This is a genomic window from Streptomyces sp. cg40 (assembly GCF_050320165.1).
In the GTDB taxonomy this organism is placed as follows: domain Bacteria; phylum Actinomycetota; class Actinomycetes; order Streptomycetales; family Streptomycetaceae; genus Streptomyces; species Streptomyces hokutonensis.
Map to the genome: position 1 here is coordinate 7,114,773 of NZ_CP190128.1, position 15,335 is coordinate 7,130,107.

The 15,335-nt window shown below is 71.4% G+C and carries 11 protein-coding genes and 1 tRNA gene; 9 read left to right on the forward strand and 3 right to left on the reverse strand.

What is annotated here, in order from left to right; genetic code table 11:
• The first annotated feature begins 6 nt into the window (after positions 1–6).
• Positions 7–79, forward strand: a tRNA-Ala gene (locus ACQHII_RS32035).
• Between the two features lie 125 nt (positions 80–204).
• On the opposite strand, the gene ACQHII_RS32040 is transcribed toward ACQHII_RS32035, so the two are convergent.
• Together ACQHII_RS32040 and ACQHII_RS32045 are read right to left on the reverse strand one after the other, a co-directional pair.
• Complete coding sequence (locus ACQHII_RS32040) at positions 205–1,818, reverse strand: NADH-ubiquinone oxidoreductase-F iron-sulfur binding region domain-containing protein (RefSeq protein WP_427922526.1); 1,614 nt, start codon at positions 1,816–1,818, stop codon at positions 205–207.
• Positions 1,815–3,107 carry a cytochrome b/b6 domain-containing protein gene (locus ACQHII_RS32045; protein WP_427922527.1) on the reverse strand — a complete coding sequence of 431 codons (1,293 nt, stop codon included), beginning with the start codon at positions 3,105–3,107 and terminating at the stop codon, positions 1,815–1,817. Before ACQHII_RS32045 ends, ACQHII_RS32040 begins: the two co-directional genes overlap by 4 nt.
• A 416-nt stretch (positions 3,108–3,523) precedes the next feature.
• On the opposite strand from ACQHII_RS32045, the gene leuS reads away from it, so the two are divergent.
• The 8 genes from leuS to holA all read left to right on the forward strand — a co-directional run bounded on the left by leuS (position 3,524) and on the right by holA (position 14,552).
• On the forward strand, positions 3,524–6,412 hold the full coding sequence (gene leuS / locus ACQHII_RS32050) for a leucine--tRNA ligase (RefSeq protein ID WP_427922528.1): 2,889 nt from the start codon (positions 3,524–3,526) through the stop codon (positions 6,410–6,412).
• A gap of 151 nt (positions 6,413–6,563) precedes the next feature.
• Positions 6,564–7,295, forward strand: a complete 732-nt coding sequence (locus ACQHII_RS32055) for a hypothetical protein (RefSeq protein WP_427922529.1) — start codon at positions 6,564–6,566, stop codon at positions 7,293–7,295.
• Positions 7,296–7,403: 108 nt separating this feature from the next.
• Positions 7,404–8,249, forward strand: a complete 846-nt coding sequence (locus tag ACQHII_RS32060) for a DegV family protein (RefSeq protein WP_201053747.1) — start codon at positions 7,404–7,406, stop codon at positions 8,247–8,249.
• Between the two features lie 152 nt (positions 8,250–8,401).
• Entirely contained in the window at positions 8,402–9,616 is a 1,215-nt protein-coding gene (locus ACQHII_RS32065; protein WP_427922530.1) for a helix-hairpin-helix domain-containing protein, read from the forward strand.
• A complete protein-coding gene (locus ACQHII_RS32070; RefSeq protein WP_427922531.1) occupies positions 9,613–12,195 on the forward strand; it encodes a ComEC/Rec2 family competence protein in 2,583 nt (860 codons plus the stop codon). Before ACQHII_RS32065 ends, ACQHII_RS32070 begins: the two co-directional genes overlap by 4 nt.
• 106 nt (positions 12,196–12,301) lie before the next feature.
• Complete coding sequence (locus ACQHII_RS32075) at positions 12,302–13,126, forward strand: arylamine N-acetyltransferase family protein (RefSeq protein ID WP_427922532.1); 825 nt, start codon at positions 12,302–12,304, stop codon at positions 13,124–13,126.
• Between the two features lie 28 nt (positions 13,127–13,154).
• Positions 13,155–13,400: a hypothetical protein gene (locus tag ACQHII_RS32080; RefSeq protein ID WP_427922533.1), complete on the forward strand. Its 246-nt coding sequence runs from the start codon at positions 13,155–13,157 to the stop codon at positions 13,398–13,400.
• 162 nt (positions 13,401–13,562) lie between these two features.
• Positions 13,563–14,552: a DNA polymerase III subunit delta gene (gene holA / locus ACQHII_RS32085; RefSeq protein ID WP_201054618.1), complete on the forward strand. Its 990-nt coding sequence runs from the start codon at positions 13,563–13,565 to the stop codon at positions 14,550–14,552.
• Between the two features lie 231 nt (positions 14,553–14,783).
• Here holA and rpsT read toward each other — a convergent pair whose 3' ends face one another.
• Entirely contained in the window at positions 14,784–15,050 is a 267-nt protein-coding gene (rpsT, locus tag ACQHII_RS32090) for a 30S ribosomal protein S20 (RefSeq protein ID WP_019074070.1), read from the reverse strand.
• Between the last annotated feature and the right edge of the window lie 285 nt (positions 15,051–15,335).

Sequence of the window (15,335 nt, forward strand, 5' to 3'; positions counted from 1 at the left end):
TTGCAAGGGGCTATAGCTCAGTTGGTAGAGCGCCTGCATGGCATGCAGGAGGTCAGGAGTTCAATTCTCCTTAGCTCCACAGAAGTCGAAGGCGGGTCATCCCACAGGATGACCCGCCTTCGGTGTGTCCAGGGGGAGTTGGCGCAGGTCATGGAGCGGCGGGCCGCCCCTTCCTGAGAAGAGGGCGGCCCGCCGTCCGTGTGCTCAGCGGCCGAGCGCCCGCCGACCGCGGCCTTGGGAGAGGACCGGCAGGTTGCGCGCGGGCCCCTTGTCCCGGGCCGTCTCCTCCTCCAGGCGGAGGGCCAGCGCCGGGCAGCGGCGCACCGCGCGGAGCGCCTTCGCCTCCGCGTAGCGCGGCACCTGGGCCTGCGCGACGGTGGGGAAGCCGTCGGCGCCGAGTTCGAAGACCTCCGGGAGGATGTCCGCGCACAGACCGTGGCCCCGGCACAGCGTCCAGTCGACGTAGATCTTCTGACGGCTGGGGCCGTTGTCCTCGGCCTCCGCGCCGCTCGTGATGCCCGCGGGGAGCTGGCCGCCCTCGAAGAGCGGCAGAACGCCCTCCACGGGCCTTCCGCAGCCGTTTCCGAGGACATGGGCCGCGAGGTCGTCCGTGAACGCCTTGATGGTCGATTCCAGGAACATCGCGGAGCCGTCCGGGTGCGAGCAGGCGCCGCGCCGCTTCACGGCCTTGGCGACCTGCTTCAGCGCCTCCAGGGCGGCCGGGCCGCCGCCGTTGAGGATGTCCTCCATGCCGCGCGCGGCGGCGGGCAGACCGAGGTAGCAGGGACCGCACTGTCCCGCGCTCTCGTCGGCCAGCCACTGGGCCACCCGGAGCGATTCGCCCAGGGGGCAGGTCTCCTGGGTGATCGGCATGATGGCGCCCGCGCCGAGCGCACCGCCCACCGCGTCCAGGGAGTTGCGGGAGACGATCGCCTCGTTGACCGTCGCCGCGTCGATCCACTTGCCGTGGTAACCGCCCGTCAGCACACCCTGGGGGACCGGCGGGGCGCCGGCCAGCTGAAGGACGTAGCGCAGCGGCACACCCGTGGGGACCTCGATCACCATGGGGCGCGCGACCGCCCCGGAGACCGTGAGCATGACGGTGCCGGGCTCGTCGTAGAGGCCGGTGTTGCCGTAGCGCTCGGGGCCGATGCGGGCGGCGATGGCGAGTTGGGCGAAGGTCTCGGCGTTGGAGAGCAGGGTCGGGGCGCCGCCGACGCCGTTCTGGGAGGCGCTGACCTTGCGGCCGGGCGGGATCGCCGGGCCGCCGTCGATCGAGCGGATCAGCGACGCGGCGGCACCGGTGACCATGCGGACCGGGTTGCGCTGGACGAACGCCTTCAGCGCCGAGCGGCGGGTGTTGCTCAGGCCGCGCTCCGAGAGCGCGGCCTCCATGGAGCGCTGCGTCGACTCACGGGTGACCCCCACCACGAGCGTGCGGGCACCCAGGGCCTCGGCGACCAGGAGGGCGCCGTCCAGGATGAGATGCGGGGCACGGTTGATGAGCACCGTGTCCTTGCGGCAGGCGGGTTCGTCCTCACTGCCGTTGACGACGACGACCGGCCGTACGCCGCGCTTGATCGCCGCTTCGGCGACCGACCGCAGCTTCTTGTGGAAGGGGAAGCCCGCGCCGCCGCGGCCCTTCAGGTTGATGGCCTCGGAGAGCTTCGCGAGCTGCTCCCCACCCATGGGTTCGAGCGGCCCGTGCACCTTGAGGTGCATGGGCAGGTCGAGCCTCTCGACAAGGTCGAAGCCCGACGTGAGCTGCGGAAGCCCGACGACGCGGACTTCTGGGACGTCGGGCAGGGCCTCGTTCACCTATAGCCTCCGGAAGGCGTGTTCCAAGGTTCGCCCGAGCCGCCCTGCGCGTCGAAGTCGTACGACGCGTTGGGCGTTTGATCAGTGGCGGGACCGCTGTTGTACGTGTCACCGGAGTTGTACGTACCGGAGGTGCCATTCGACTCACCGGTGGGGTACACATATCCGTCGCCGTATCCGCCCGCGCCCGAATTGTTGTTGTACGTCGGGATGTTGTACCCGGTGTCCTGGAGCGGGTCGTAGGCCGACGGGGGCGCCTCGCCGACCGGCGGCGGCGACGGGATCGGCCAGCTGCCGGAGGTGCTGCCGCCGTTGTCCGCGCGCGGGGTCTGGTCGGTGACGTACGGCATCTGGCCGGTGGACTCCGGTGTGGCGGTGCGGTAGGCGGCCGCGAAGCCGTTCGTGTCGGCCACCGGGGTCATGGACCTCGTCTCGTACTGGGCGGCGGCCGGGTCCACGCGCGGCATCGACCCGGTCCCGGTGAACGAGGGCTGCTGCGCGGCGCGTCGGCCCTCGGCCGGACGGCGGCTCTCGAAGCCCGGCAGCGCGGACTCGGCCACACGGCCGCGGCTCGCGTCGAGATCGTCCAGGCCGGGCCGCTCCTCGTTGCCCAGGAGCATGGCGACCCGGTCGGCGAACTTCCGCTTGAACGAGCGGGGCGCCGAGCGCAGGGCGAGGGCCGCGGCGACGCCGACCAGGCACAGCTCGTACGAGATCATGAAGAACGGCTTCGCCGCGCGGCCCGCGAACAGGCCGTGGACCAGGGCCGCGCACCAGGCCGGGTAGGCCAGCATGTGCATCGCGCGCCAGCGGGCGGCCACCGGGGCCGGCGACGCGAACTGGTTGCGCAGGGCGCCGGTGATGCCCACGAAGATCATGAGCAGGCCGGCCAGGGAGCCGAGGCCGATGAGTCCGGCGCTGCCCTTCACGCCGAGGCTGAACGGGATCAGCGCGGCGATCAGGACGGTGTGGTCGAGCGCCAGCTTGACCGTGATGTGAATCACGAGGAACGCGATCGAGCCGACGGCGGTCACCCGGTGGATGCCCTGGGCCACGATCCGCTGGCGGATGTTGAGGACGACCCGGTCCTGGGCGACGAGCCCCCAGATGACCGAGCAGGTGAGCGACACGAGCGAGAGAACGCCCGCGCCGAAGTTGAGGAAGTCCTGTACCTGGCTGCCTCCGGCCAGCACGAACACGGGTATGAAGATCAGGACGACGAGGCTCACCACGCCATAGGCCGAACGGCCCGGCTTGGGGAGCGAACTGGTACTACGACGAGCGTTCATGGGGGCAACTCCGAGCAGTATCGGGAAAGCGGTCCCGCTGCCGAACTCTAAGTGGCTCCATACCGGTGGGTACGAGGTTTGAGTTATTGCGTTGTTATCAAACGACAATGCGCTTGCTGTGATGTCCCGTAGTGGGTGGTACGCGAAGGTAGTCCTTGAACTCGGTTCAGTGCAGGCCGGTGCGGTCAGGGTGCCAAGGGTGATACGGAAGCGCGTCGCGTTGTGCTCAAGCGCTGCGGTACCCTCATGCCATGCGTGCCGTACGCCTTCTGCTTAGCGAGCCGCGCTGATCAGTCCCGACCACCGGTGAACGGTGAGGTCGGAATCGGCGCGGCGTCCCCTCCTGTGCGAGGGGATTTTTCGTTTCTTGAATGTCGCAGCCGCTGGCAGAGACGATCGATGGAGCTTTGAGGATCATGAGCGAGACGAACCCCGCTGCCGCCGCCGAGGTGGTCGCGCCGCACCGCTACACGGCCGCCATGGCCGCGGACATCGAAGCACGCTGGCAGGACTTCTGGGACGCGGAGGGCACCTACGAGGCCCCGAACCCGAGCGGTGACCTGGCCGGCGACCCCGAACTGGCCGCCCGCCCCAAGAAGTTCATCATGGACATGTTCCCGTACCCCTCCGGTGCGGGCCTGCACGTCGGCCACCCCCTGGGCTACATCGCCACCGATGTGTTCGCCCGGTTCCAGCGGATGACCGGTCACAACGTGCTGCACACCCTGGGCTTCGACGCCTTCGGCCTGCCCGCCGAGCAGTACGCCGTGCAGACCGGCACGCACCCGCGCGTGTCCACCGAGGCCAACATCGAGAACATGAAGGTCCAGCTGCGCGCCCTGGGCCTGGGCCACGACAAGCGCCGGTCGTTCGCCACGATCGACCCGGAGTACTACAAGTGGACCCAGTGGATCTTCCTGCAGATCTTCAACTCCTGGTACGACGACGAGGCCGACAAGGCCCGCCCGATCGCCGAGCTGATCGCCCAGTTCGAATCCGGTGAGCGTGCCGTACCGGGCCACACGCGCGCGTGGCCGGACCTGACCGCCACCGAACGCGCCGACGTCCTGAGCGAGTTCCGCCTGGCGTACGCCTCCGACGCGCCCGTCAACTGGTGCCCCGGCCTGGGCACCGTCCTGGCCAACGAGGAGGTCACCGCCGACGGCCGCTCCGAGCGCGGCAACTTCCCCGTCTTCAAGGCCAAGCTGCGCCAGTGGAACATGCGCATCACCGCCTACGCCGACCGGCTGCTGTCCGACCTGGAGGAGCTGGACTGGCCCGAGGCCATCAAGCTGCAACAGCGCAACTGGATCGGCCGCTCCGAGGGCGCCCGCGTCGACTTCCCCGTCGACGGCGAGAACATCACCGTCTTCACCACCCGCCCCGACACCCTGTTCGGCGCGACCTACATGGTGCTGGCGCCCGAACACCCGCTGGTCGACAAGTTCACCCCGGCCACCTGGCCCGAGGGCACCCACGACGTGTGGACCGGGGGGCACGCCACTCCGGAGGAGGCCGTCACCGCGTACCGCGCGCAGGCCGGCACCAAGTCCGACGTGGAGCGGCAGGCCGAGGCCAAGGACAAGACCGGTGTCTTCACCGGCGCGTTCGCCACCAACCCGGTCAACGGCGACCGGATCCCCGTCTTCATCGCCGACTACGTGCTGATGGGCTACGGCACCGGCGCGATCATGGCCGTCCCCGCGGGCGACCAGCGCGACTTCGACTTCGCGCGCGCCTTCGAGCTGCCGATCACCTGCATCGTCGAGCCCACCGACGGCCGCGGCACCGACACGTCCACCTGGGAGACCGCCTTCGGGTCCTACGACGCGAAGATCATCAACTCCTCGAACGACGACATCTCCCTGGACGGCCTGCCCGTAGCCGAGGCCAAGGCCCGCATCACCGAGTGGCTGGCCCGCAAGGGCATCGGCGAGGGCACCGTCAACTTCCGCCTGCGCGACTGGCTGTTCAGCCGCCAGCGCTACTGGGGCGAGCCCTTCCCGATCGTCTACGACGAGGACGGCGTCGCCCACTCGCTGCCCGAGTCGATGCTGCCCCTGGAACTGCCGGAGGTCGAGGACTACTCGCCGCGCACCTTCGACCCGGACGACGCGAACACGTCCCCCGAGACGCCCCTGTCCCGCAACGAGGACTGGGTGAACGTCACCCTGGACCTGGGCGACGGACGCGGCCCCCGGAAGTACCGCCGCGAGACCAACACCATGCCCAACTGGGCCGGTTCCTGCTGGTACGAACTGCGCTACCTGGACCCGCACAACGACCAGAAGCTGGTCGACCCGGCCGTCGAGCAGTACTGGATGGGCCCCCGCGCGGGCATGCCGCACGGCGGCGTCGACCTGTACGTCGGCGGCGCCGAGCACGCCGTACTGCACCTGCTGTACGCCCGGTTCTGGTCCAAGGTGCTGTTCGACCTGGGCCACATCTCGTCCCCGGAGCCCTTCCACAAGCTGTTCAACCAGGGCATGATCCAGGCCTACGTCTACCGGGACGCCCGCGGCTTCCCGGTGCCGGCCGCCGAGGTCGAGGAGCGCGACGGCGCCTACTTCTACCAGGGCGAGAAGGTCTCCCGGCTGCTGGGCAAGATGGGCAAGTCCCTGAAGAACGCGGTCACTCCGGACGAGATCTGCGAGGAGTACGGCGCCGACACCCTGCGCCTGTACGAGATGGCCATGGGCCCCCTGGACGTCTCCCGGCCGTGGGACACGCGCGCGGTAGTGGGCCAGTACCGGCTGCTGCAGCGGCTGTGGCGCAACGTCGTCGACGAGACGACCGGCGAGGTCACGGTCGTCGACGTGCCCGAGGCCGACATCGACGTGGAGACGCTGCGTGCCCTGCACAAGGCGATCGACGGCGTCCGCCAGGACCTGCATGGGCTGCGCTTCAACACCGCCATCGCCAAGATCACCGAGCTGAACAACCAGCTGACCAAGGCGGGCGGGGCGGTACCGCGGTCCGTCGCCGAGTCCCTGGTCCTGCTGATCGCGCCGCTGGCCCCGCACGTCGCCGAGGAACTGTGGCGCAAGCTGGGCCGCACCGACACGGTGGTCCACCAGGACTTCCCCGTGGCCGACCCGGCGTACGTCGTGGACGAGAGCGTGACCTGCGTCGTGCAGATCAAGGGCAAGGTCAAGGCGCGCCTGGAGGTCCCTCCGACGATCTCCGACGCCGAGCTGGAGAAGGTCGCGCTGGCCGACGAGAAGGTCGTCGCCGCGCTGGACGGCGCGGGCATCCGCAAGGTCATCGTGCGGGCGCCGAAGCTGGTCAACATCGTTCCGGCGTAGCTCCGCACAGCGCCGGGGCCGTCCGGGACCGGCGCCTCGGGGTAGTCCCCTACGGGCAGGTTCGGGGTTCTTCTGGAACTCCGGACCTGCCCGTTGCGTTTACCGTTGAAGAGCGGCGCGGCGTGTGCCGCCCGGAGCCGGTGGAGGAGCGTTGGAAGCCGTGATCGCAGTCTTCGCCCTTCTCTTCCTGCTGTTCGTCGTCGCGGGCGGCTATGCGGCGGTCAAGGCGGTGGGCGCGGCCAAGCGAGGCGTCGACCGCACGGTCGCGCAGGCCCGGCGCTCGGTCGAGGACCACACCCTGCGCGCCAAGTCCCTTGCCCAGCCCGGCCCGCAGGGACAGGTCGCCCAACTGCGGCTCGTGCTGCGCACATCGATGCGCGCGACCCAGGACGCGCTGCACGCGGGCGTGACCGAGGACGAGTCCCTCAAGGAGTCCCTCGGCCTCTTCGAGCGGCTCAGCGCCCACGGCCGTGAACTCGACGGCGAACTCAAACGACTGGAGGCCGAGCCGGACCGCAGAACGCTCGCCGAGCGCCTGCCCGCCCTGCGCGAGCGCACCGAGCGCATCACGAAATCGGCCGACTCACTGCGCTGGGCCGCCCGCGACCGGGCCGGCCGCTTCGCGGAGGACGACCTCGACGCGCTGAGCGCCCAGATAGACGTGGAGGCAGGAGCCCTCCGGCACTGGACGAAGTCGGAGCACGCGCCACCCCCGTGGCCCGACGCCCCGGCAGCCGACGCCACCACGGCCCACCAGACCTGGCCGGAGACCCCGCGCTCCCGCCCCGCCGCCGAGGAGCCCGCCCCCTCCGCCATCACCCCGCCGGGACGGCGTCCCGGCTACCCCTGGCAGAAGAAACCCCGCCCCGAGAGCACGACTTGACCGGGCGGCACCGCCCGAGCGTGCGGCACGGTGTGATCCGGCCGGTTCCGGCCCAGGTGAAAGGGGTCGGGCTGCCGTCCGGCCGCTACGGCAGGTAACCTCCAGCTCATGTCCCGCCATGTCGCGATCGTCACCGATTCAACGGCCTACCTGCCGCCGCTGACGATGGAGCGCCACGGCATCACAGCGGTACCGCTGACCGTGGTCCTCGGTGACCGGGCACTCGAAGAGGGCACCGAGATCTCCACCCGCTCCCTGGCCCTGGCCCTGCAGAAGCGGCGCCCGGTCACCACCTCGCGGCCCAGCCCCCAGCTCTTCGCCGAGACCTACCGCAGGGTCGCCGAGTCCGGCGCCACCGGCATCGTCTCCCTCCACCTCTCCGCCGAACTCTCGGGCACCTACGACGCGGCGGTCCTCGCCGCCCGCGAGGCACCCGTACCGGTGCGGGTCGTGGACACCGGCATGATCGCCATGGCGCTCGGCTTCTGCGCACTCGCCGCGGCCGAGACGGCGGAGGCGGGCGGCACGGTCGACGAGGCGGTCACGGCCGCGGAGAAACGGGCCGCGGGCACCTCCGCCTACTTCTACGTCGACACCCTCGACTATCTGCGCCGGGGCGGCCGTATCGGCGCGGCCCAGGCCCTGCTGGGCTCCGCCCTCGCCGTGAAACCGCTGCTCCAGCTGGAGGGCGGGCGCATCGAACCCCTGGAGAAGGTCCGCACGGCGTCGAAGGCGATCGCCCGCCTGGAGGAGATCGTGGCCGAGCGGGCGGGCAGCGCACAGGTCGACATCGCCGTCCACCATCTCTCCGCGCCCGAGCGCGCCGAGGCCCTCGCGGAGCGGCTCCGGGTACGGGTGCCCGGACTGGCCGACCTCCACGTGAGCGAGGTCGGAGCGGTGATCGGGGCGCACACCGGGCCCGGGTTGCTGGGGGCCGTGGTTTCGCCGCGGTGACGGCCCCCTGCGGTGTGCGGGGTGTTCGTCGGGGCCGGCAATCGTCAGCGCTGGTAACTCGTGTGGGTGACGGAGTTATCCACAACCAGGCGTATTTCCCCGGGAATTGAGCAAGATCATCGCGAAGCGGCGAGATGCCCGATCCTCGGCGCATGGCACTTCGATCACGCTCACACACAGCCACCGCGACCAGCGGCCCGGGCCGCGCCCCGTCCTCGGACGGCCGCACCCGCCATCGCCGCACAACGACCCGGGGCCGGGCCCACCGCCAGGCTTCGGCGGACGAACTCCGGCGACGCGCGGAACTCCTCTTCGCCGAACGAGTAGGGGAACGGCGGGAGTTGGGGAACGGGCCACCGGGGGAGGAGCGGGGTGTTCCGGCGCCGGGGGAGTGGGTGCCGGCGCGGGCGGCGGCCCGGGCACCGGCCCGGACGGGAGCGTCGGCGCGGGGTGGGCCGGCGTCTGACACTCCGTACGGCGGAGAGGCTGAGGGATCCACGGTGTCCGTGGTGTCTGCGGGGCCCGCGAGGGACGGAGACGGCGGAGACCTCGGCGGTGTCGGTGAGGCCGATGTCGGGGACGGCCGCGCGGTAGGGGTAGGGATAGGGGTAGGGGCCTGGCGCGAGCGGGCCGGGTCGGCCCTGCGGGAGCGGATGCCGGTCTGGGTACAGACACGGTGCGGGCTGGAGCGGCGGAGCGTGGTCGCGCTCGGTGTGCTGTTCGTGGTGGCCGCGGTCTTCGCCGTACAGCACTTCTGGGTCGGCCGGACCCAGCCCGTGCGGGCCCCGGAGGTGGTGCGGGCGGTGGCTCCCTACGGGGCAGGGGGCGATGAAGGAGTCGGCACCTCGGGCAAAGGGCCCGAATCGTCGCCTGCCTCGGCCGGGGCGCGGGGCGTATCGGGTGCGGCCGGCGCGGTCGGCGCCGAGATCGTCGTGGACGTCAGCGGCAAGGTCCGTAAGCCCGGGGTTCATCGGCTTCCGGCCGGTTCGCGGGTGACGGATGCGCTGCGGGCGGCGGGCGGGGCGCATTCGGGCACGAACACCGAGGGGCTCAACCTCGCCCGGTTCCTTGTGGACGGGGAGCAGATCGTCGTCGGGGGGCCGACGCCCGCCGCGGTGCCTGGAGCGGGCGGTGCGGCGGGTTCGACAGGCACCGGTGCGGTGGCCGCTCCAGGCGCTCCGGTCTCCCTCAACACGGCCACCGCCGACCAGCTCAACACCCTGCCGGGAGTGGGCCCCGTGCTGGCCCAGCACATCATCGACTACCGCACCCGGCACGGCGGTTTCCGCTCGGTGGACGAACTGCGCCAGGTCAACGGCATCGGCGACCGCCGCTTCGCCGATCTGCGGGAACTGGTCCGGCCATGACCCACCTCCACGACGACTCGTCCCGCCGTGCCGTGCATGCCTCCTCCGAGAACCGGCGGGGCGCCGCGCATCCCCACCAGGAGGGCCCGACGGACCTACGGCTCGTACCGCCCGCGCTCGCCGCCTGGGCGACGGCGGCGTTGGCGTTGGACGCATCGCCGGCCTGGGTCACCGGTGTCGGGGTTGCCGCACTGGTGGCGGGGCTCGTGCTCCTGCTGGCGCTACGGCGGGGCGGGGCGGTCGGCAGCCGTGCCCTCTCCTCCTGGCCCCGTGCCTCCGTCGCCGCCCTGCTCCTCTCCGTCGCGGCAGCCGCCGCCTCCGCCGGGTTGCACGGGGCGGATCTGCGCCGTGGGCCGGTGCCCGAGCTGGCGCAGCAGTACGCGTCCGTGACCGCGGAGGTGGAGGTCGGTTCCGATCCACGGTTGACCCGGCCCCGGATCAGCGGGGATCACGCGGCGCCGGTCTCCGTACTCGTCGAGGCCGAGGTACGGCGGGTGGAGCAGACGGACGGGACGGTCGTGGAGACACGGGCGCCGGTGCTGTTGATCGTCGATCCGGGCTCGTCCGCTCGGGGTGTCAGGGGCGCCAGGGGTGCCAGGGGTGCCAGGGGTGCCAGGGGCGTCGAGGGCGCTGTCGGCCCGGAGCATTCGCCCTGGCTGGGGCTGCTGCCGTCCACGCGGGTGAAGGTGACCGCGCGGCTGGCACCCTCTCTGACCAGCGGGGACCGGGTCGCGGCCGTGCTGCGCGTACGGAACCAGCCGGTGCCGGAGGTGGTGGGGAAGCCGTCCGGAGCCCAGCGGTTCGCGGGGCGGTTGCGGGCCGGGCTGCGCGAGGCCACCGACGGCCTGCCGGCGGACGCGCGGGCGCTGCTGCCGGGGCTGGTCGTCGGCGACACCGCGCGCATCACACCCGAGTTGGACGAGGCCTTCAAGGAGACGGACCTCGCGCACACCCTCGCCGTCTCCGGAAGCAACCTGACCATCCTGCTGGCCCTCCTCATCGGACCGCCCGGTCTCTCCCAACTCGTCGAACGCAGAGGTCTCGCACCGCGCCTGGGGATCTCGCTCCGGGCGACCGCGTTGCTCGGCGGGGTACTCACACTCGGGTTCGTCGTCGTGTGCCGGCCCGACCCGAGCGTGCTGCGGGCCGCGGCCTGCGGCGCCGTCGCGCTGCTCGCCCTGGCGACCGGACGCCGCAGATCACTGATCCCCGCGCTGGCGACGGCCGTACTGCACCTGGTGCTGTACGACCCGTGGCTGGCCCGCAGTTACGGCTTCCTGCTCTCCGTGCTGGCCACCGGAGCCCTGCTCACGCTCGCGCCACGCTGGTGCGAGACACTGCGGCGGCACCGGGTTCCGCCACGGCTGGCCGAGGCGTTGGCCGCCGCTGCCGCCGCCCAGGCACTGTGCGCACCGGTCGTGGCCGTGCTCTCGGCGCGGGTCAGCCTGGTCGCGGTGCCGTGCAACCTGCTCGCGGAACTCGCCGTCGCACCGGCCACGGTGCTGGGCTTCGCGGCGCTGGCGACGGCACCGGTGCTGATGCCGGTGGCCAAGGTCCTCGCGTGGGGCGCGAGTTGGCCCGCCGGGTGGATCGCGGACGTGGCCCGGACCGGCGCGGCGCTGCCCGGTGGGGGAGTGGACTGGCCGGGCAGTTGGACGGGGGCGCTGCTGCTCGCCGTAGCCGTCGCGGTCCTCGTGCTGATCGGCCGACGGCTGCTGAAGCATCCATGGCTGTGCGGTGTCTGCGGGGTGCTGCTCCTGCTGGTCGTGGTCGAGCCCGCGCCGCTCACCCGGGTGATCACGGGATGGCCGCCGCCGGACTGGCGGTTCGCGATGTGCGACGTCGGACAGGGCGACGCGACGGTGCTCGCGGCGGGAAAGGGCACCGGTGTCGTCGTGGACGCCGGACCCGATCCGAGGCTGGTCGACCAGTGTCTGCGCACGCTCGGCATCACCAGGATTCCGCTGGTCGTCCTGACCCACTTCCACGCCGACCACGTCGCCGGACTGCCCGGGGTGCTGCGGGGCCGCTCGGTGGGCGCGATCGAGACGACGTCCTTCGAAGAGCCCGCGGACCAGGCCGAGTTCGTACGGAGAGCGGCGGCGGAACGGCACATCCCGATCACCCGGGCCGTCGCCGGGGAACAGCGACGAGCCGGACCGCTCTCCTGGCAGGTGCTGTGGCCGCCACCGGAACCGGCACCGGACCAGGACGGCCCCAACGACGCCAGTGTCACGCTGCTCGTCCGGACCGCCGGGCTGCGGCTACTGCTGCTCGGGGACCTCGAACCCCCGGCCCAACAGGAGCTGTTGAGATCACCGGCGGCGGCACTGCTGGGAGGCGTGGACGTCCTCAAGGTCGCCCACCACGGTTCGGCGTACCAGGACCCGGACCTCATGCGCAGGGTGGCCCCACGGCTGGCGCTCATCTCTTGCGGTGCGGACAACCCCTATGGACACCCGGCCCCCAGCACGGTCGCGGCGCTCCGCTCGATGGGCGCGGTGGTCCTGCGGACGGACCGGGACGGGGCCCTGGCGGTGGGCGGTGAGGGGGATGGGCTGCGGGTGACACGGGGCTGAGGGGGGTGGGGCGGGGTGGGGGAGGGAGGGGGAGGGGGGAGGCCCCTCCCCGGCATCAAGCCCAGCGGCACCGACACCGAGCCGCCCTCGGCGTGAGACTGGTGGCATGAATCCCGCACAGGTTGATGCCTACCTCCGTCGGCTGGGAGTCCCGCGCCCCGCGCTGCCCACCGCCGGTGTCCTTCGCGAGCTGCATCTGCGCCATCTGCAGACCGTGCCCTTCGAGAATCTGTCGGTTCATCTGGGAGAGGAGATCGTGCTGGAGGAAGAGCGGCTGCTGGACAAGGTCGTGGGAGCCGGCAGGGGCGGGTTCTGCTACGAACTGAACGGACTGTTCGGCGCGTTGCTCGCCGCGCTGGGGTTCGAGGTCGCGCTGCTGGCGGCGCGGGTGTACGGGGACGGCGGGCGACTGGGAATCCCGTACGACCATCTCGCGCTGCGGGTGCGTACGGAGGAGGGGAGTGTGTGGCTGGCCGACGTGGGGTTCGGGACGCACAGCCACTATCCGCTGGCCTATGAGGAACGGGGTGAACAGGAGGATCCGGGCGGCACGTTCAGGATCGCCCCGTCAGCCGGCGACGGTAACGGTGACGGGGACGGGGACGTGGCGGAGACGGACCTGGACGTGGTCCGGAACGGAAAGCCCGAGTACCGGCTGGAGGTGCGGCCCCGGGTGCTCGGTGACTTCGCGGCCGGGGCGTGGTGGCACAGCACCTCGCCCGTGTCGCACTTCACCCGGTCACTGGTGTGTTCGCGGCTCACGGAGGACGGCGGGAGGATCACGCTCAGTGGTCGGGGTCTGACGGTGACGGGGGCGGACGGGAAGCGGGAGGTGCGTGAACTGGTCGCGGACGACGAGGTGTTGGCGGTGTATCGGGAGCGGTTCGGGATCGAGCTGGGGTCGGTGCCGACGGTGCGCGAGTTCGCGTGAGGGGGTTGTCGTACCGGAACATGTCCTCGTGAGCGATGTGAGACATGTGCTGGTGCTGCCCGACCGTGACGCGGCCGAGGAGGCGGCGGAGGCGCTCGGGCAGCGGTTCGCCCTCGACGAGGAACCGCAGTTGGTGCGGGACGCGCTGGCCGGCGAGGACGACGCCGAGGACGCGCAGTGGCTGCTGGTGCTGCGGGACGAGCGCGGACGGCTCGACCCCGGCGAGCTGGACGCGTTCGCGGGGGAGTGGGACGGCTGGCGCGAGGAGCCGTAACGGTCACAGGCCCACTCACGGGCGGACAACACCGACACCGACACCGACACCGACACCGGCCCCGCTCCACGCCAGGCCCTCCCACCGACACCCCCTCTCACCGGCCCCGACCGACACCCGCACCCGCCCCCGTTGTCAGTGCCGCGTGCGATGCTTTACGAGATGGCCAAGAAGACTGCGAATGACGACCCTCTCGCCCCGGTGACGCTTGCCGTGGGCCAGGAGGACCTCCTGCTCGACCGTGCCGTGCAGGAGGTGGTGGCCGCCGCCAGGGCCGCCGACGCCGACACGGACGTACGTGACCTGACCTCGGACCAGTTGCAGCCCGGCACCCTCGCCGAGTTGACCAGCCCGTCGCTCTTCGCGGAGCGCAAGGTCGTGGTCGTACGCAACGCGCAGGATCTGTCGGCCGACACGATCAAGGACGTGAAGGGGTATCTCGGGGCGCCCGCCGAGGAGATCACCCTGGTGCTGCTGCACGCGGGCGGGGTCAAAGGGAAGGCGCTGCTCGATGCCGCCCGCAAGGCGGGCGCGCGGGAGGTGGCCTGTCCCAAGATGACGAAGCCGGCGGACCGGCTGGCCTTCGTGCGGAGCGAGTTCCGGGCGACCGGGAGATCGGCCACGCCGGAGGCCTGCCAGGCGCTCGTCGACTCCATCGGCAGCGATCTGCGGGAGCTGGCGTCCGCCGTCTCCCAGTTGGTCGCCGACGTCGAGGGGACCATCGACGAGGCGGTCGTCGGGCGGTACTACACGGGGCGGGCCGAGGCGTCGAGCTTCACGGTCGCGGACCGGGCCGTGGAGGGTCGGGCGGCGGAGGCGCTGGAGGCGCTGCGGTGGTCGCTGTCCACCGGGGTGGCGCCGGTGCTGATCACCAGCGCGTTGGCGCAGGGGGTGCGGGCGATCGGGAAGCTGTCGTCCGCGCGGGGCGGGCGGCCGGCGGATCTGGCGCGTGAGCTGGGTATGCCGCCGTGGAAGATCGACCGGGTGCGGCAGCAGATGCGGGGCTGGACCCCGGACGCGGTCTCCGTCGCGCTGCGGGCGGTGGCCGAGGCGGACGCGGGAGTGAAGGGCGGTGGGGACGATCCGGAGTACGCGTTGGAGAAGGCGGTCGTCACGATCGCCCGGGCCGCTCGGTCCCGGGGACAGTCCTGACCCCCTGCCCTCCAGAAAGCGGCAGGTACTGGCAGACGGCGGACCCTCGGCCGACACCTGCGCGCGGATGCGGATACAGCAATGCCCCCGAAGTGGGTCCGGGGGCACTGTACGTGGCGTGGCGACCACGATGTCTGTCCGTGAATCGAGGTAGAGGGCTCGACGTTGTCCTCACGGCGGATTGCTACTGGTCCGGTCCGCGCGAGCGCGGGCCGAGGCAAGTGCGAAGGATCAGCCCTTGAGCGCGGTGACCTTGGAAGCAAGCGCCGACTTCTTGTTGGCGGCCTGGTTCTTGTGGATGACGCCCTTCGAGACGGCCTTGTCGAGCTGACGCGCGGCAGCGCGCTGGTACTCGGTGGCCTTCTCGACGTCACCCGCGGCAGCGGCCTCGCGGGCCTTGCGGATCGCGGTCTTCAGGGAGGACTTGACGGCCTTGTTGCGCAGCCGAGCCTTCTCGTTGGTCTTGATCCGCTTGATCTGGGACTTGATGTTCGCCACGAATGAGCCTTTGCAGGTTCTGGCACGGGGCCGCACGGGTCCCGGGCCGATGATTTTTCTTGGGGTGTGTCTCGTGCTGAGAGGGCAGGAGACACAGCCACCCAGGCTACCAGCAGCCCACCGACCCACCCAAACTGGCTACCACCCGGCTCCCGCAGCCCGATCCGTTACTGTCTCGCACCGGCCCAAACCGGACCGCACCTCCCACGCGTGGGACCATGGAGCCTACGTATCGATCCGACCCGAGACCGCAGACACTGCGGACGCCTCAAGAATCAGGACCCT